The sequence below is a fragment of the Escherichia sp. E2586 genome, from assembly GCF_005781105.1.
In the GTDB taxonomy this organism is placed as follows: domain Bacteria; phylum Pseudomonadota; class Gammaproteobacteria; order Enterobacterales; family Enterobacteriaceae; genus Escherichia.
The window spans coordinates 1-18,366 of sequence record NZ_VATN01000021.1 but is presented as its reverse complement, the minus strand read 5'-3'; the positions used below and the strand labels follow the sequence as shown (position 1 = coordinate 18,366).

Annotated in this window: 12 protein-coding genes and 1 pseudogene; 10 read left to right on the top strand and 3 right to left on the bottom strand. The window is 50.9% G+C overall.

Annotated elements, in window-relative coordinates; all coding sequences use genetic code 11:
- The 6 genes and pseudogenes from FEK50_RS18810 to FEK50_RS18790 all read left to right on the top strand — a co-directional run bounded on the left by FEK50_RS18810 (position 1) and on the right by FEK50_RS18790 (position 6,305).
- Complete coding sequence (locus FEK50_RS18810; RefSeq protein WP_131161600.1) at positions 1-864, top strand: DUF2877 domain-containing protein; 864 nt, start codon at positions 1-3, stop codon at positions 862-864.
- Complete coding sequence (gene fdrA, locus FEK50_RS18805; RefSeq protein WP_131161599.1) at positions 854-2,401, top strand: acyl-CoA synthetase FdrA; 1,548 nt, start codon at positions 854-856, stop codon at positions 2,399-2,401. The genes FEK50_RS18810 and fdrA overlap by 11 nt, the downstream gene beginning before the upstream one ends.
- Complete coding sequence (locus FEK50_RS18800) at positions 2,401-3,819, top strand: DUF1116 domain-containing protein (protein ID WP_130209788.1); 1,419 nt, start codon at positions 2,401-2,403, stop codon at positions 3,817-3,819. The genes fdrA and FEK50_RS18800 overlap by 1 nt, the downstream gene beginning before the upstream one ends.
- 13 nt (positions 3,820-3,832) lie before the next feature.
- Positions 3,833-3,913 (top strand): annotated as a pseudogene (gene yahH, locus FEK50_RS24745) (protein YahH); the annotation flags it as partial.
- 49 nt (positions 3,914-3,962) lie between these two features.
- Positions 3,963-4,913: a carbamate kinase family protein gene (locus FEK50_RS18795; RefSeq protein ID WP_131161598.1), complete on the top strand. Its 951-nt coding sequence runs from the start codon at positions 3,963-3,965 to the stop codon at positions 4,911-4,913.
- 9 nt (positions 4,914-4,922) lie between these two features.
- Positions 4,923-6,305, top strand: coding sequence for an amidohydrolase family protein (locus tag FEK50_RS18790; protein WP_131161597.1), 1,383 nt, complete (start codon positions 4,923-4,925; stop codon positions 6,303-6,305).
- Between the two features lie 153 nt (positions 6,306-6,458).
- Here FEK50_RS18790 and FEK50_RS18785 read toward each other — a convergent pair whose 3' ends face one another.
- Entirely contained in the window at positions 6,459-8,324 is a 1,866-nt protein-coding gene (locus tag FEK50_RS18785) for a YaaW family protein (protein WP_131161596.1), read from the bottom strand.
- A 312-nt stretch (positions 8,325-8,636) separates the two neighbouring features.
- Between FEK50_RS18785 and zorA1 the strand changes: the two genes are divergently transcribed.
- From zorA1 to zorD, 4 genes are read left to right on the top strand one after another with little or no spacing between them, the layout of a single operon-like run.
- Positions 8,637-11,192, top strand: coding sequence for a type I Zorya anti-phage system protein ZorA1 (zorA1, locus tag FEK50_RS18780; protein ID WP_131161595.1), 2,556 nt, complete (start codon positions 8,637-8,639; stop codon positions 11,190-11,192).
- Positions 11,193-11,203: 11 nt separating this feature from the next.
- The gene (gene zorB1, locus FEK50_RS18775; protein WP_130209798.1) at positions 11,204-11,941 is read left to right on the top strand and encodes a type I Zorya anti-phage system protein ZorB1; all 738 of its coding nucleotides are present in this window, start codon (positions 11,204-11,206) and stop codon (positions 11,939-11,941) included.
- Positions 11,938-13,725 carry a type I Zorya anti-phage system protein ZorC gene (gene zorC, locus FEK50_RS18770; RefSeq protein WP_131161594.1) on the top strand — a complete coding sequence of 596 codons (1,788 nt, stop codon included), beginning with the start codon at positions 11,938-11,940 and terminating at the stop codon, positions 13,723-13,725. Before zorB1 ends, zorC begins: the two co-directional genes overlap by 4 nt.
- On the top strand, positions 13,725-16,964 hold the full coding sequence (gene zorD, locus FEK50_RS18765; RefSeq protein WP_130209802.1) for a type I Zorya anti-phage system protein ZorD: 3,240 nt from the start codon (positions 13,725-13,727) through the stop codon (positions 16,962-16,964). Before zorC ends, zorD begins: the two co-directional genes overlap by 1 nt.
- 312 nt (positions 16,965-17,276) lie before the next feature.
- Here the strand turns inward: zorD and FEK50_RS18760 are convergent, their stop codons facing one another.
- Positions 17,277-17,909, bottom strand: coding sequence for a LysE family transporter (locus FEK50_RS18760; protein WP_130218317.1), 633 nt, complete (start codon positions 17,907-17,909; stop codon positions 17,277-17,279).
- Positions 17,910-18,042: 133 nt separating this feature from the next.
- On the bottom strand, positions 18,043-18,366 hold a 324-nt coding region (locus FEK50_RS18755; RefSeq protein WP_138211672.1), incomplete at its 5' end, for an autotransporter outer membrane beta-barrel domain-containing protein.

Here is an 18,366-nt window from a genome sequence, read left to right as displayed (position 1 = left end):
GTGTGGGCGCTAACTGCGGATGCGGATTTTCTGGCGCAGCGGGGGAAAGGACAGGTTGAACAGGTCTTTGCCAGAGCGGTAAATATCGCACTCCCGGCTCGCCAGCAGTTGCTGACGCTGCTTTGTGAAGAGTACGACAATGCGCCAAACAGTTGTCGGTTGGCACTCACTCACTTTGATGGCCTGTTCCGACATGGTGATAAGGTTCAGTTTGACGATCAAGGCATTACGGTTGGTCAACATCTTCATATAGAGATGAGTCGATGTCAGCGTTGGCTGTCCCCAACCTTGCAAATGACCGCTCTGAATTTTCACCTTATCGCCTGGCAACAGTGGCACGACATTATTCATCAGCACCTGGGGGAAAATGAAACCCTGTTTAATTATCACGGCGATAATCCGTTTTATCAGGCATTAAATAAAGAATTACATATTAAACGACGGGCAGTTATTCAGGCAGTAAACGATAAACAAAATATCGCCTTAGCAGTCGCCAGTATGATGGGCTTAGGGATTGGCCTTACGCCATCAGCCGACGATTATTTAACAGGACTGGCGCTTATTTTATTTATATCCGGGCATCCGGCGGAAAAATACAAAGAGGAATTTTATCTCGGTCTGCAACGCGGCAAAAATAATACCACGTTATTAAGTGCCATAACGCTGGAAGCCGCATTACAACAACGCTGCCGGGAAAATATTCATCGTTTTATACACGACATTATTTATGACATCCCTGGGAACGCAACTCAGGCAATAGAAAAAATTAAACATATTGGCTCCAGTTCCGGCTGCGACATGCTGTATGGCATGGCCGATGGTTGTGCGCTGAGCCAAACCTACGGAGGGAATTATGTCAGTTAAAATAGTCATTAAACCGAATACCTATTTTGATTCTGTCTCGCTGATGTCTATCTCCACGCGTGCAAATAAACTCGACGGCGTCGAGCAGGCATTTGTGGCGATGGCGACCGAAATGAACAAAGGTGTACTGAAAAATTTAGGGCTGCTGACGCCGGAGCTGGAACAGGCGAAAAACGGCGACCTGATGATTGTCATCAACGGCAAAGCGGGCGCGGACAACGAGCAGTTGCTGGTGGAGATTGAAGAGTTGTTCAACACCAAAGCGCAAAGCGGCTCGCACGAGGCGCGTTACGCCACGATTGCCAGCGCCAAAAAGCATATCCCGGAAAGTAACCTGGCAGTGATTTCGGTCAACGGCCTGTTTGCTGCGCGCGAAGCGCGTCAGGCGCTGCAAAACGACCTTAACGTGATGCTGTTTTCCGATAACGTCTCGGTTGAAGATGAACTGGCGCTCAAGCAGCTGGCCCACGAAAAAGGGCTGCTGATGATGGGGCCAGACTGCGGCACGGCGATTATCAACGGCGCGGCTCTCTGTTTTGGTAACGCCGTGCGTCGCGGCAACATCGGTATTGTTGGCGCATCCGGCACCGGCAGCCAGGAACTGAGCGTCCGTATCCATGAATTTGGCGGCGGCGTTTCGCAACTGATTGGCACTGGCGGGCGCGACCTGAGCGAGAAAATCGGCGGCCTGATGATGCTCGACGCTATCGGGATGCTGGAAAACGATCCGCAAACTGAAATCATTGTGCTTATCTCCAAACCGCCAGCGCCTGCGGTGGCCCGCAAAGTGCTGGAACGTGCGCGCGCCTGCCGCAAGTCGGTAGTGGTCTGCTTCCTCGGTCGTGGCGAAACGCCGGTTGACGAGCAGGGACTCCAGTTTGCCCGCGGCAGCAAAGAAGCGGCGCTGAAAGCAGTGATGCTCTCCGGCGTGAAACAGGAACATCTCGACCTGCATACCCTGAACCAGCCGTTGATTGCGGATGTGCGTGCGCGTCTGCAACCGCAGCAGAAATACATTCGTGGCCTGTTCTGCGGCGGCACGCTGTGTGACGAAACCATGTTCGCGGTGATGGAAAAACACGGCGATGTCTACAGCAACATTCAGCCCGATCCTGAATTCCGCCTGAAAGATATCAACCGCAGCATCAAACACACCTTCCTCGACTTTGGCGATGACGACTTCACCAACGGCAAGCCGCATCCAATGATTGACCCCACCAACCGCATCAGCCGCTTGATCGAAGAAGCGCGCGATCCAGAAGTGGCGGTGATCGTGATGGATTTTGTGCTCGGATTTGGATCGCATGAAGATCCGGTTGGCTCCACCATCGAGGCGATCAAAGAAGCGAAAGCGATCGCCGCTGCCGAAGGCCGTGAGTTGATCATTCTCGCTTATGTGCTGGGCACCGATCTCGATACGCCATCGTTAGAACAACAAAGCCAGATGCTGCTTGATGCCGGAGTGATTCTGGCCAGCAGCAGCACCAATACCGGATTGCTGGCGCGTGAATTTATCTGCAAAGGGGAGGAAGCCTGATGAGCCAGTCACTGTTTAGCCAACCGTTGAATGTTATTAACGTCGGCATCGCCATGTTTAGCGATGACCTGAAAAAGCAGCATGTAGAAGTGACCCAACTCGACTGGACGCCGCCGGGGCAGGGCAATATGCAGGTGGTGCAGGCGCTGGACAACATTGCCGATTCACCGCTGGCGGACAAAATCGCCGCCGCTAACCAGCAGGCGCTGGAGCGCATTATCCAGTCGCATCCGGTGCTGATAGGTTTTGATCAGGCGATTAACGTGGTGCCAGGCATGACGGCGAAAACCATTCTTCACGCCGGGCCGCCGGTTACCTGGGAAAAAATGTGCGGCGCGATGAAAGGCGCGGTCACCGGAGCGCTGGTGTTCGAAGGGCTGGCAAAAGATCTCGATGAGGCGGCTGAACTGGCGGCTTCCGGGGAGATCACCTTCTCGCCGTGCCACGAGCATGACTGCGTGGGATCGATGGCGGGCGTCACCTCGGCCTCGATGTTTATGCACATCGTAAAAAACAAAACCTACGGCAACGTCGCTTACACCAACATGAGCGAGCAGATGGCGAAGATTTTGCGTATGGGCGCCAACGACCAGAGCGTGATTGACCGCCTCAACTGGATGCGCGATGTGCAGGGGCCAATGCTGCGCGACGCGATGAAAATTATCGGCGAGATCGATCTGCGCTTAATGTTGGCGCAAGCGCTGCATATGGGCGATGAATGCCATAACCGTAATAACGCCGGGACGACGTTGCTGATTCAGGCGCTGACGCCGGGGATTATTCAGGCAGGTTATTCCGTCGAGCAACAGCGCGAAGTGTTTGAGTTTGTTGCCAGCAGCGACTACTTCTCCGGCCCGACGTGGATGGCGATGTGTAAAGCGGCGATGGATGCGGCGCACGGCATCGAATACAGCACCGTGGTGACCACCATGGCGCGTAACGGCGTCGAGTTCGGCCTGCGGGTCAGCGGATTACCGGGGCAATGGTTTACCGGTCCGGCGCAGCAGGTCATCGGCCCGATGTTTGCCGGTTATAAGCCGGAAGATTCGGGGCTGGATATCGGCGACAGCGCCATCACTGAAACCTACGGCATTGGCGGATTTGCTATGGCGACCGCGCCCGCAATCGTCGCGCTGGTGGGCGGTACGGTGGAAGAGGCTATCGATTTCTCCCGTCAGATGCGCGAAATCACCCTTGGCGAAAACCCCAACGTCACCATTCCGCTGCTCGGTTTTATGGGCGTGCCGTCGGCAATCGACATCACCCGCGTGGGTAGCAGTGGCATTCTGCCGGTGATCAACACCGCCATCGCCCATAAAGATGCGGGCGTCGGCATGATTGGCGCGGGCATTGTGCATCCACCATTCGCCTGCTTCGAGAAAGCCATTCTTGGCTGGTGCGAACGTTACGGCGTCTGACTTACATGTTTATGCCGGATGCGGCGTGAACGCCTTATCCGGCCTACGGATGGCACGAGAATTTGTAGGCCTGATAAGCGTAGCGCATCAGGCAGTCTGGCGTTGGTCATAACCCCATCACCCTCTGTAGCGGACATAACAACATGAAAGAACTTGTGGTCGTTGCCATTGGTGGCAACAGCATTATCAAAGATAACGCCAGCCAGTCGATTGAGCATCAGGCGGAGGCGGTGAAAGCCGTCGCCGATACGGTGCTGGAAATGCTGGCTTCCGATTACGACATTGTGCTGACCCACGGTAACGGGCCGCAGGTCGGGCTGGATTTACGCCGTGCGGAGATTGCCCACGAGCGCGAAGGGCTGCCCTTAACGCCGCTGGCGAACTGTGTGGCGGATACGCAAGGCGGCATTGGCTATCTGATCCAACAGGCGCTGAACAACCGACTGGCGCGTCACGGCGAGAAAAAAGCCGTCACCGTGGTGACTCAGGTGGAAGTGGATAAAAACGATCCGGGTTTTGCTCATCCCACCAAGCCCATCGGTGCATTCTTCAGTGAAAGCCAGCGTGACGAACTACAAAAGGCAAAACCTGACTGGCGTTTTGTTGAAGATGCCGGACGCGGCTATCGCCGCGTTGTCGCCTCGCCGGAACCGAAACGTATTGTCGAAGCACCAGCCATTAAGGCGCTGATCCAGCAAGGCTTTGTGGTGATTGGCGCAGGCGGCGGTGGAATTCCTGTGGTGCGCAGCGAAGCAGGGGATTACCAAAGCGTGGACGCGGTTATCGACAAAGATCTCTCCACCGCGCTACTGGCTCGCGAAATTCACGCCGACATTCTGGTGATCACCACCAGCGTCGAAAAAGTCTGTATTCACTTTGGCAAGCCGCAGCAGCAGGCGCTGGATCGCGTAGATATTGCCACCATGACCCGCTATATGCAGGAAGGGCATTTCCCGCCCGGCAGCATGTTGCCAAAAATCATCGCCAGCCTGACATTCCTGGAACAGGGCGGCAAAGAAGTGATTATCACCACGCCGGAATGCCTGCCCGCGGCGCTGCGCGGTGAAACGGGCACCCATATTATTAAAACGTAAGGACGTAAGATGAAAGAAAGCAATAGCCGCCGTGAGTTTCTGAGCCAGAGCGGTAAGATGGTGACCGCCGCTGCGCTGTTTGGTACCTCTGTGCCGCTCGCCCATGCGGCGGTTTCTGGCACTACAAACTGCGAAGCGAACAACACCATGAAAATCACTGACCCGCATTACTATCTCGACAACGTGCTGCTGGAAACTGGATTTGACTACGAAAATGGCGTGGCGGTGCAGACCCGCACGACGCGCCAGACCGTGGAGATTCAGGACGGTAAAATTGTTGCCCTGCGCGAGAACAAGCAGCATCCGGACGCCACGCTGCCGCACTATGACGCTGGCGGTAAGCTGATGCTGCCCACCACCCGCGACATGCATATTCATCTCGACAAAACCTTTTACGGCGGGCCGTGGCGCTCGCTCAATCGCCCGGCAGGCACCACCATCCAGGATATGATTAAGCTCGAGCAGAAAATGCTGCCGGAGCTGCAACCCTACACTCAGGAACGGGCGGAGAAACTGATCGATTTATTGCAGTCGAAAGGTACCACCATTGCCCGCAGCCACTGCAATATCGAACCGGTTTCCGGCCTGAAAAATCTGCAAAATTTGCAGGCGGTGCTGGCGCGACGTCAGGCGGGCTTCGAGTGTGAAATTGTCGCCTTCCCGCAGCACGGTTTGCTGCTGTCAAAATCGGAACCCTTAATGCGCGAAGCGATGCAGGCGGGGGCGCATTACGTCGGCGGGCTGGACCCAACCAGTGTTGATGGCGCGATGGAAAAATCCCTCGACACCATGTTCCAGATTGCGCTGGACTACGACAAAGGCGTCGATATTCACCTGCACGAAACCACGCCGGCGGGCGTGGCAGCCATCAATTATATGGTTGAAACGGTGGAGAAAACGCCACAGCTGAAAGGCAAACTGACCATCAGTCACGCCTTTGCGCTGGCTACGCTCAACGAACAACAGGTAGATGAACTGGCGAACCGGATGGTGGCGCAGCAAATTTCTATCGCCTCGACGGTGCCGATTGGCACGCTGCATATGCCGCTCAAACAGCTACACGACAAAGGTGTAAAAGTGATGACCGGCACCGACAGCGTTATCGACCACTGGTCGCCTTACGGCCTGGGCGACATGCTGGAAAAAGCCAATCTCTACGCACAGCTCTATATTCGCCCTAACGAGCAGAATTTATCCCGCTCGCTGTTTTTAGCCACTGGTGATGTATTGCCGCTGAATGAAAAAGGCGAGCGTGTGTGGCCAAAAGCGCAGGATGATGCCAGCTTTGTGCTGGTGGACGCCTCCTGTTCTGCCGAGGCGGTGGCGCGTATCTCGCCGAGAACGGCAACGTTCCATAAAGGACAACTGGTGTGGGGGAGTGTGGCAGGTTGATACGCATTTGATATGTCTGCAACGGTGAATAGTAAGAGATTTAAGCCCCAGGGAGTGGGGCTGCTTGGATATGGGGTTGTTGGCCTTGATTCTCCTGAGCCGGAGACATTGTGTGTGGCACCGCTAACCACACAGTAAACCTTACGAGCTGCCTTAAGCATCCGGCAACGCATAACACTTCACCGGTTTACCGTCTTTCATTTCCACCAACATGCGGCTGGTCTGCAACGGCTTGTCCAGCATATTTTGCTGGAATTGGTCGAACGCCATGCGGGCTTCCTTAATTGCGACTTTTTGCGGCATTAAGCGGTTACTGCTCCATTTTCGCAAAATGACTTTATTGGCGCTGGTGGTATTCGCCTGTTCCGCTACGGCGCCGATGCTATCAATTCGTGACTGTAATTGTTTTTCTACCTTGCTGATAACCGTATCGAACTGCGCATAATGATGTTCTATAGCCTGCTGACGGCGTTCTACCAGCATCGTCTGACCCTCACTATGGCTGACCAGATGTAATGCTTGCCCGCGTACTCTCATCGCTAAATCCCACTCCATCGTCCGTTCTTCAATAATTTTTTGTTGCGCCTGAATTTTACTGGTGATGGTTGCGCTACTGAAAAAACTGCCGTCATTTATAGAGGCTACCTTCTCGCCAGCAAAGGCAATATCCGTCAGCAGATGATCCTGGAGTGTTGAAAAATCCTTTTCGATAGCTTCAAGTATTTGCCGTATTTCTGGCGAAGATTGCCCCTCAATGACGACAGGCGTGATTTGCTGTAAATACTGAATAGCGCCGACAATTTCAGATTTGCGGGCATTGTTCTGGAACGCAGAAATCTCCCGAATACTTTCAATTATCTGCGTCAGTTTATTGCTGATATCTGCCAGATGTTTTTGTGCTAGTATCGCCGAAGCGACATTCAGTAATATGCTGGTGTTGACTAATTGATTCAGTTTGTCAGGGTTCAGCAAAACTGCGTGCGCTTTAATTCCTTTTTCCCCGAGACTGAAGCCACGATATCCCGAGCTATCTTTCACTTTCGCCAGTGCGCCATCAATAATGACTTCCATATAGTGATGACTGGCGATATGGGCGGCGGTGGCGAGCGAAGGAAGCGTCTGTAAGAGTGGGCCTAACCGTGAAATTTCAGTAATGTCATGCCGTACCAGAGTGTCGGGGTGGGTAATTTCATTTAAAGCGATAGACGATACAGTTAAAACGTGCTGCGACTTTTCATTTTCAAACACCCAGCGATTGTCATAGTTTGCGGTTGACATTGCCGTTGATGATACCGATTCGCTCAGACGGTGATGGCGGGAATTTTTTAAGCGAATCCAGGCAATTTGCACTACACAGGGCAAGGTGATTCGGAACGCCGGGTTGGAAATATCATAAGCGGTATATAAACCGGTGAGGGCTAACCCGACAGGACCGGTGAGAACGCCCAACACGCGACCTATCCCCAGACCCGCAATTAGCGGGAGTGCCTTCCCCGTGGCGATCTGCGCCAGACCGCTTGCTACCATTGCCGCACGTTGCAAAAGTGGCAGCTCCATACGTGACAACTTATCCAGGCTAATACTGGTGTTAATTCCCATATCACGGAGAAGCTGACGGCGATCGTCATCTGACATTTTGTTCCAGGATGACGCGAAAACGGCATCGATAATCAGTGATTCTTTTTCTTTTACCGGGGCATTTTTCGCGACTTTAATTTTCAGATGGCTGGCGACATCGTCAACAATTTCGCTATAGCTAACGCCATTGCGTCGGAACAGATTCATTACGGTGTTACCGCCAAAATGTTGCAGTTCGCGAATCAGCAAACGCAATGTTTCCTCATCAACAGCTTCGCTATTTTTACCATCGCGCAAGGCCTTTTTAACGCGGTCAGACTGGGAAAAATTAAATTTCCCGTCTGGGGTAATGTAATCAATCAGCAGATCGATATCGTTTTTGTCGGCGTTCAGTAGCAGAGCAACCAGCGTTTCGTCGCCCTTAATGTCAATCTCACTCATTTAATTGTCTCGTTGAATAGTGACTGGACGTTATTAGAAGCAGCGCGCCCTACGAAAAAGTTTCATACGTAAGTCTGGCGGTGAAAAAAATAAAATCCCCAATCTTTGTGCCATAAAGCATAAATTCTGTGAATTATTTTCACCAAGCAGTTTAAATTTCTTACGTATGCGTGTGATCAATGTTTTTGTGAGATATATAACGTTTTATTGATGTAAAAATCGAGACTTTTCCTATAATGAGCGGGCGATTTTTTTTCCTTGCTGGTGATGTTCTGCCCTGCAAATTTCTTTTCCTTCACTCAAGGTATTTAGATGTTTTCGCTGACTTCGTTCCTCGACACGTTAACCTCTGTTAATCCAGAAAATGTGCCGATTTATGTCGCTATTGTGGTTGGGGTTTTGTTGTTGGGTTTCATTGTCCGTTACGCTATTCCTTCATTTAGGGTTTCAGCGCGCTTTAAACAAAAAGCGAAAGCAATTCGGCAACTTGGCAATGAAAAACCGGCACAACAACTCGAAAAATTAGACGCGTTATTCTCTGATAAATTTTTTGCGCATCCCTGGCGCGAATTTAAAGAGTCTCTACATCGTCAGTTTGAGTTTGACGAAAACAGCGGGCAAAAAAAAATTAGCGCCATCCGCTCAACGGCTCCGTCGTCAGCATGGTTTACGGAACCGTTATTAGTCGAAATTCCTCTCTATACGGAAGCGTTTAAACATCTCCCTGGCATCCTGACCGGAATTGGGATCATCGGCACCTTTTCGGGACTGATGATTGGTTTGCACCATTTTGACCCCAGCACGCCAGAGCAGGTCAGCGCCAGCGTCGCTAACCTTTTACGCGACGTTCTGTATGCGTTCTTAGGTTCGGCGTTTGCTATTACGTTCTCCATTCTGGTCACCATGTTTGAAAAGTGGCGACTGGCGCAATGCTATAAAAACCTGGAACTTCTTACCGCCAGCATTGACCAGCTTTTTGAGGGCGGCGTCGGTGAAGATTACCTTTCGCAACTTCTTTCCAGTACTAAAGAAAACACCACCCATGCGCGGCAACTTAAGGATGGTCTGGTCACTGACCTGCGTGAAATGCTGCAAAACCTGGTGGATAGCCATGTGCGGGAAAATCAAAAGCTGGCAGAGACATTATCAACAACATACCGCGAGTCAGGCCAACAGTTTGCTGAACAGGTCAGTGGTGCTATCGAAACCAGTCTGAAAAATCCGCTGGATAAAATTGCTGGTGTGGTGCAAACCGCCTCCGGTGACCAGAGCCATCGTGTGCAGTCGATGCTGGAGAACGTCCTGACCGCCTTTATGAGCAAAATGGATAACACCTTTGGTCAGCAATTCACCACCATGCAGGAGATGATGGGGCGTTCTGTGGAAGCCATTCAGTCTATGCAAAGCGGCTTCTCAACGTTGTTGCAGGATATGCGTCAGGCCGGGGATGACTCACGTCAGGGCAGCGCGCAACTGATCTCTCAACTGTTAAGCGAAATGAAAAGCGGTCAGCAGGAGATGCAGGCTGGGATGAATGAGATGCTGCGCAGCTTGCAGGAATCCGTTGCCCGTATTGGCGCAGAAGGTGAGGGCGCGGGCGAACGGATGGCGCAACAACTGGAAAAAATCTTTGCCGACAGCGAAGCGCGTGAAAAAGCGATGGCGGAACAGATGCGCGCGTTTATTGAGGCTATCCAGTCCAGTGTTCAGCACGGGCAAAATGAAACCATGGAGAAAATGGCGGCTTCCGTGGATACGCTTGGCAGCCATATGGCGACGCTCTTTGCACAACTGGAAAATGGTCAGCAGCAACTTAATCAGCAGCAAAACCAGGCGCAAAATTTGCTGATAGGCAATATGAGCAAAGGTGTCGAAACGCTGACGCAAAACCTGGCGGGTGTATTCAGCCAACTGGAGTCTGGGCAAAAACAGATGAGCCAGACTCAGGAACAGGGGCAACGCGTGTTGCATGAAGAAACTCAGCAGCTTCTGGCACGTAGCGAAGCGCGTGAGCAGGCGGCGGCTGAGCAACAACAACAGTTTATGGCGTCGTTACAGCAAACCATGCATTCCGGTCAGGATGCCCTGCGAGAGAAAATGACCAGCGGTATCGATCACCTGGGTAGCCAACTTGGCAACCTGTTTGGGCAACTGGAAGAAGGTCAGAAGTCGCTCAGTCAGCAACAGCAATCGGCGCAGAGTGCGTTACAACAGGAAGCGCAGCGAATCATTGGTCAGCTTGAAAGTCAGGTTGAGTCGCTGATGCAGATGCTGCGTGAACAGCAATCTGCTTCTGGCGATCTGCTGCAACGGATGGCGCAAAACACCACGCGCCATCTGGAAGAGATACAAACAGGAGCCGATAAAATGCGCGTGGCTGCCGACCGCTTTGAAGCTGCGGGCGATCGTGTTGCTGAGGCTAATCAGTTAACTGCTGAGGTGCTCAATGGCACGCAACAGGCGGGACGCACGCTTTCCAGTGCCAGCGCGGAGTTGGGGGCATTGATTGCCGATTATCGTAATACCCGTGAAGTCGTGGCGAATGCCATAACGGCACTCGAAACGCTGATTAACCGTAGCCATGATGAACAATCATCCCGCAGCCGTTTTGTTGATGATCTGAAAGCGTATTCGGAACGCCTGCAACAATATAACCGTGAGGCTCAGGAGTTCCTGCATAACATTGCCGAGGTGATGGGAACCAGTTTTGAATCCTTTACGACTGGGGTGGAAAACGGCCTGAATCGTTCACTGCAGGAGATGGATACGCAGCTGACTAAAGCCGCGGGAGCCTTAAGTTCTTCGGTTGAGATTATTGGTGAAAGCGTGGATACGCTGGAAACAGTACTCCGTCATCGTCGCGCGTAAGGAACAGGCTGATGTTTAACCGGGTATTTAATGGCAGGCAACGGCGCAGCGATGAAGCGGAAAAACCCTTCTGGATTTCCTATGCAGACCTGATGACCGCCATGATGGTGCTGTTTCTGGTGGTGATGGTGGCGTCACTTAGCTCTGTTACGCAGCGGATCCAGCAGGCGGAAGCGGGGGAGAAATCGCGCGGGCATGATATTGCTCGCCTGTGTGAAAAACTTGAGCTTCAGGCAAAGAATCTCAACAAGACGATTCAGGTTGACTGCCATGACAACCGTATCAGCTTTGGTGAAGCAGGGCGTTTTGAGCACAATCGCTTTGCGCTTAACGCCGAAGGATTACAGGCGCTACAGGATGTGGTGCCGTTAGTGCTGGAAGCGGCAAATAGCGATGAAGGCAAAAAATGGTTTAAGCAAATTGTTATAGAAGGTTTTACGGATACTGACGGTTCTTATCTCTATAACCTGCACCTTTCGTTGCAACGCTCGGAATGGGTGATGTGCAGTCTGCTGGATAGTAGAAGCGCGCTACAGCAAAAAATAACCTCGGAACAACAGGTTCAGATCCGCAAATTATTTCTGGCGGGTGGGGTTTCGTTTAACAATGCGAAAGAGAGCAAAGAAGCCAGCCGTCGCGTAGAACTGCGGATGCAATTCTTTGGTCTGAAAGACAAAAAGCACGACGAAAGCATGGATGTTGTTCCTGGCATTAGTCAGGAAACCTGTCAGTTGGGAGCCATGCAATGACTTGCGCTATTGAAAAACTGAAAACCCGTTTGCTGCCCTATCGGGAGCAGAACTTGCAGCCGACGGTAAGTCATGCTTTTCACTATCTTCAGCGCGTTATCGCGCAACTAGAGAGGAAGGTAGATGCTCGCGCGGTGCAGATGGTTCCCCCTCTGGAGAAACGCCGACAGGCCATTGCCCGGCTGCGTGCGGGGGATACGCCAAAGCCCTTCGAGTGGAAGATGATTTTTTTTGGTCTTAATGACGTGGCTGAAGGCGATCTGTTTGAAATTGCATTGATTGATGATGCAAAAAACTTCGCGAGGATTATCGCTGAAATTGAACAAAAAATTGCGCAGCAGCGGTTAACACGCCGCGAATGGCTGGCGTTATGTACCAGCTACTTTGGTCATTCCAGCGATACACCGGAAAAGAATCCGCAGTGGCTTCAGCTACGCACGCAGATTGCTCGCGGGTTTCAACAGCTAAAAGAGAGTGCGCCGCGTCAGATGTCCTGGATGTCGGTCATTGACACCTATAGCGATATTTTTACCGATAATGCAGGTTTTCTTCTCGGACAACAGCTTGGGCGTGGAGATATCACGGATATTTCGGTGCTGGAGAAAGTCGCACAAATTCCGCAAACCAGCTGGTTATGGCGCAAAATTGTTAACCACTTGGTCAATGAGATTTTTTGCCTGACTGACGATGATTTTCAGCAGAAAATTCATTCTATTATCGCCTTGAGCCGCCAGCTTACGCGGTTTAAAGATAATATTCTGGCAGCCACTCTGACCCGTTATTATCAGTCGGCTTTTAAACATCAAACACATTTCGAACTCAAGCAATTGGCCCTGGAATATTGGGGAAATCCGCAGTTAACCAGTCGTAATAAAAGCTGGCAGGTTCACGTTGAAAATCCCGTATTACTGATGGTGCAAGGCTGGTTCGCCAAAGACGATCTGAAACTGTTCTTTGAATTGCTGAAAGGTAATCGGGATGTTGACCATGCGCGCCTGTTCTACTGGCTACGTTTTGCCACCCAAATGAGCTATACGCGCATTGTGCTGGGCGAAGATGCGCTGCGATCCAAAGATGTCGATTATGTTGAATTCAGGGCGAAAAACGCAGGGCGATTAAGCCGCCTGCAAGGTTTTGGTTCACGCGATAACAACGCCATGATTATGCGCATTGGTGATTATCTGTTTGTCGAATTTTCGAAAGTGGGGGCGATGTATGCCTACCATATGGGGAATGCGCCCTTTAATCCGGAAACCGGCATTCTTGATATTGATTATGATCTGAAAGATAAGCGGAATAACCGCCGTAAAGTCCGGTTGCGTTTACCGCATTTATCGCCGGTATTTCTCTACTCACTCAACCGAATTGAGGGGTGGATGAGCCGATATGACGAAGAACTTCGTAAGCTGGGTATTGATTACGTTGCGGAAGATATAAATCAGTCTTCTGTCACTTTGGATATCTCCCGTTTCAATGCCTCAAAGACCATGAGTCGGTCAGTGCCTGCATCGTTACCTGAACGTGAAGTCAGTGATGCAAAGTCAGACCGGGAAGAGCAAATCAAAATCATCGCCTCCTCGTTAAAAGCCAAAAAAGGTCTCCCCGACCGGGAACAACAAATCCGGGAGATTATTCGTTCGGTCGATTGCAAAGTGATGGATAAACGAGGGCTTGGGGGCGCAATCCATATTCATTTCAATGAACCAGACCATGAAGCGGCGCAAAAATTACTCAGCCTTGGGTTTAAACCTGTGCTGGGTAAATTTACTTACTGGAGCAAATAGTGTTTAAAAAATTGTTGGGTAAATTTATTAAAGAGAATACTTCACTACCTGCTTCATTTGTGCCGCTGTATGTAATGAAAGAAGAGGGGTTTGCTTTCCCCTTTAGTCTTGCCGATAGCGAAGATAACTGGCCTGTCGCCTCATGCCTGGAACAGCTTCATGAGGAAGATTATGTTTCACACTGGTCTGATTGCTGGTTTCTTAGCTGGGATGATTTTTATCACATCCGGAAAAATGACGACTATGCCAGCAGTCTGGCGATTTTTGCTTTCCCCCCACAGCGCAATCTGACGGCTCATCTTGCTGCAACAGGAAGCATTAGCGATGACACTTTTCGCGTTTTCATTGATAAATGGACCCTACCTGATGACTATCGCCCCGTTGAGATAACCAGCACAGGAGCCAGCTTTTCCTCTGCGGAAGGCACCTTTGTGTTAAGTGAAGAGAACTGGCAGCTTCTGGACGCACTACACCAACTCAGATTGCAGCAGCGACAGACGCCGGGCGAAACGGTCAACCAAACCCGTTGGGCCAAAATACGGCGGCAGGCCAAAAAAGCAGGGGCAAAACTGGATGACTATCTCGCGAAAACGATCGTCATCAGGCCGGAATCGTTGCAGTTAAAACTGCGAAAATCGCTGGTGGTGGATACTCCGGTACTGGAAATTGAACCTGTTTTTGATGAGCAGCCTGCCAACTGGTTACAGAGTTTTGACCGTACGCAACAGGTACAGGATCGTTACCGTGTTTTAGGGGACGACGGTGTCTTAAACCATGTCATTCTTTCCCCTGAAGTCAAAGACGTCTTGACCTCCGTGCACGCTATTACGGGACGTCGCGTGGCGGGGGATGATGCGCTCTCATTTGTTCGCAACCCCTACACCTGGATTGGTGAAGAGGCGAGCCAGGTGCTCGATCCTGACGTTTATGAGCAGAATTTGCAGGACGCCGGGATCTACTTTTATGATTTCCGTCTGGAGCCGCAGATTGATGAAAACAGGCAAATTGCGGCGGTAACGCTTCTTCTCAGCCCCAGAACTGAGCAATCTGTGGCGGATGAAACCTATATCTTTAAACGTCCAGGTGAACTGGCGGCGTTGCTCTCTGAATTGGAGCAAAAGTTAGCGGCACAACTGCCCGCCGGAGTCTGGCAGGGTTACGATCTGGAGCTTTCCAGATTCAGCCAGGAAGAACTGCAAGGTTATCAGGCGTTGCTTGAAAACTGGCAGCACCAGGCGGCGGGAATGAATTTTACCCACGTCCTCGATCTGAACAAATACAGCGACCGGGTTATCGGGATCGGTGAATTTGAAAAAATAAGTTCGCCTTATCTGGTCAAAAGTGAAAGTGAAAAATGGCTTCCGGAGAACCTTGCGCAAGAGATGTGCGAGGCCATGTTCTCTGGCTGGGATCTCGATAATCATCAACATTTTCAGGAACTGGAAGAGCGGCTGGAAGAGGCAAAAGCCACGGATGCGCCGGAAGTCGCCATGCCCTGGAACGACAACCTTTTGCCCCGTGAAGAAGCAGAAATTTTCCACGATAAATGGAAAAAGAAAATCGACGGTGAAATAAATGATGGCGTAAGTAGTGAACCGGTCAGTCGTGCCGTTCTGCTGATAGAACAAAATATCGAGCAGGCGCTGTATGTTAAACAACGGCGGGATTCCTTGCTCGGCGCACATCAGGCAGAAGTCGAACTGCCGATGATCCTCAAAACGTCCATTCAGCTACGTGAACACCAGCGTAAAGGGGTAGCGTGGCTCCAGCAGTTGTATCTAAAGTCGCCAATAGAGACGGCGGGATGTTTACTCGCAGACGATATGGGGCTGGGTAAAACCTTACAGATTCTAACTTTTCTCATCTGGCATCGTGAACGTTTCCCGGATGCGCCTCCTTCGCTGATTGTTGCTCCGGTGTCGCTACTCGATAACTGGGAGCGCGAGGTTGGGAATTTCTTCCTGCGCGAGCAGGTGTCGATTTTAAAACTCTACGGTAATGAACTTAAGGCTAAGAAATGCGCGAAAGAGAGCATCCCTCAGGCGCTTAAAAGTAAGGGGATTAAGAACTTACTACAAAGTGACTGGGTGGGGGACGCGCATATTGTTCTTACCACCTATGAGACGTTACGCGATCAGGAATTTTCCCTGGCTCGCCAGCCCTGGTCCATAATGGTGTGCGACGAAGCGCAGAAAATTAAAAATCCGGCGGCATTAATTACCCAATCGGCAAAAGCCATTCAGGCACAATTTAAAGTCGCATGTACCGGAACTCCGGTCGAAAATACCCTTGTTGATCTGTGGTGTTTATTTGACTTCGTTCAACCGGGGTTGTTGGGGGCTTTAAACAATTTTGGTAAAGATTATTTACGCCCAATTGAGCAACAGAATGATAATGCTGTCCTCGAATCGCTACGTAAATTAATTGAACCGCAGACGCTGCGCCGCACCAAAGAAGAAGTGGCGAAAGACCTGCCGGAAAAGATTGAAGATCAACGCTGTAAACAGTTGAATATGCTGCCATTGCAACGGGAGCTCTATACCCACTCGGTTGCAAGCTGGCGAAACCAACAGGAGATCAGCGAAGGGCTGGATCAACGAGGCTCAGGTATGCTGGGGTTACTGCATCGCCTGAAACTTATTTGCGCATGGCCTTATTCCGTAAGTGCAGATTTGCGCTTACGGAACGATGCTCCGAAAGTAAAATGGCTGCTGGAGACATTAAACGCCATTCGCCAGTCATCTGATGACAAAGTGATTATTTTTACGGAACTGCGCGATATTCAACGAGAACTGCAACATCTGATTGTGCAGCATTTTGGCTTTAAGCCTTTTATTATTAATGGTGATACCAGCACCAAATCTGGCAGCGATCAAAATCGTCAGAGTCTGATCGATGCATTTCAATCAACGCCCGGTTTTAACATCATTATTTTATCCACCATCGCGGTTGGGTTTGGCGTCAATGTCCAGAAAGCAAATCATGTCATCCACTTTACCCGTTGCTGGAATCCGGCGAAGGAAGATCAGGCGACCGATCGGGCATACCGTATCGGGCAGCAGAAAGATGTTTACGTCTATTATCCGACGGTGCGTGATACTCAGTTAATGACTTTTGAAGAAACGCTGGATGAATTACTGAACCGACGCCGGGCATTGGCGAGAGATATGCTCAAAGGGGCAACCGATCTGACCGCCGCAGATTTTGAAGCAGTGCTGGCGGGTACTCCCCTGGCGTAGGGAATGCCATGGGCGAGTAAATCGACAGGGATTTGCTATTGCTTTATTAATGAACAACAAAGATATTTTGTGAATGTATAAGTTGACATTCATATGAAAAAAATCATAATTCCGTCATGTTCGCGTAGGGCAGTTTCTGTATCTTATGCATCGCACCAGGGCCTGACAGGAAATATGCTGTAAGGTTCGTATCAAAAAACCGCCATTAGCTCATCAGGAAGAGCAGACGACAACCAGGATTGTTGTATGGTACGGGGTTCGAGGCCTCGATGGCGGTCCAATTTCTCAATTGGGTTGGTTACAATTATCAGCTCACCGATGTGTCACTCCTTCATAAATCAGCCGTAGCGCAAAGACACCAATAATCGCACCAATAACCCGACTGGCAACGCGCTGCATACGCCCGTATGCACGACGCACGGCGGGTAAAGAAAACGCCTGACTAAGAAATACACGCCAGATAATAGATGCGAGCACAATCCCCGCCCAGGCCATAAACCGCGCCCAGGTCGGCGTTTCTGCGCTTAACGTCACTGAGAAGATACTGATAAAAAATAAAACTGTTTGTGGATTAGAGAGATCGGTAATGAGTCCACGGCGGAAAAATACATACCAGGGAGCATTAAGCGGCTGCTGTAATGCGCTCATCTGTGGTGTTGATTGTCGGCGCATGCTGTTCCAGGCAAACCATAAAAGATAAGCGCCGCCGACGATTTTAATGAGTGAGAAAATCTCTTCACACTGGGTAATGAGCGTCGCCATCCCAAACAATCCCAACCCGGAATAGATGGCATCGCCAAGCGCCACGCCAAGCCCGGTGAGTACACCTGCACGACGGCCTGAGGCCAGGCTGGTTTGTACCACGACAAAGAGATTTGCTCCCGGATTAAAAAAGGTGATGACGAACAGTCCGACGGTCAGGTAAACGGCGTGCAAGGGGTCCATAGTGATTTCACCCATAAATAAGCTGAATTAACTTCATCATATTTATAGTAAAAATGACTGAATGCGAGCGCGATCACAAAGGTTGTCGATCTAAGAGAGTGCCACCCGTACTGTGACAGGTGGCAAAGGGGTATCAGAAGAGATATTTCATGCCCAGCATTCCCTGGGTATCGCTGTAACCATTGTCACCCAACTGCTGGGCGACGTTGCCCCACAGTTGCAGACGCGGGGTAAGCTGACCTTCTACCCCCATTTTTAACTCGCCAATATTACGCGTGCCAGTAATTGCATCGCTGATGCCATCCATCTTCACGCTGTAATTGCGTGAGTTATAAATCCAGTTGGCTTCCACGAAAGGCTGGAAGGAACGGTCTTTATTATCATCGATGTGGTTATGGCCTTGCAGATACGCTTTCACCCCCAGACGCGTTTGCAGGTTGCCTTCGGTGCTGTCCTC

Bases quoted from the DNA above. Each gene is read 5' to 3' on its own strand.
- fdrA (WP_131161599.1), top strand. From the start codon at position 854: ATGTCAGTTAAAATAGTCATTAAACCGAATACCTATTTTGATTCTGTC.
- FEK50_RS18800 (WP_130209788.1), top strand. From the start codon at position 2,401: ATGAGCCAGTCACTGTTTAGCCAACCGTTGAATGTTATTAACGTCGGC.
- FEK50_RS18795 (WP_131161598.1), top strand. From the start codon at position 3,963: ATGAAAGAACTTGTGGTCGTTGCCATTGGTGGCAACAGCATTATCAAA.
- FEK50_RS18790 (WP_131161597.1), top strand. From the start codon at position 4,923: ATGAAAGAAAGCAATAGCCGCCGTGAGTTTCTGAGCCAGAGCGGTAAG.
- FEK50_RS18785 (WP_131161596.1), bottom strand. From the start codon at position 8,324: ATGAGTGAGATTGACATTAAGGGCGACGAAACGCTGGTTGCTCTGCTA.
- zorA1 (WP_131161595.1), top strand. From the start codon at position 8,637: ATGTTTTCGCTGACTTCGTTCCTCGACACGTTAACCTCTGTTAATCCA.
- zorB1 (WP_130209798.1), top strand. From the start codon at position 11,204: ATGTTTAACCGGGTATTTAATGGCAGGCAACGGCGCAGCGATGAAGCG.
- zorC (WP_131161594.1), top strand. From the start codon at position 11,938: ATGACTTGCGCTATTGAAAAACTGAAAACCCGTTTGCTGCCCTATCGG.
- FEK50_RS18760 (WP_130218317.1), bottom strand. From the start codon at position 17,909: ATGGACCCCTTGCACGCCGTTTACCTGACCGTCGGACTGTTCGTCATC.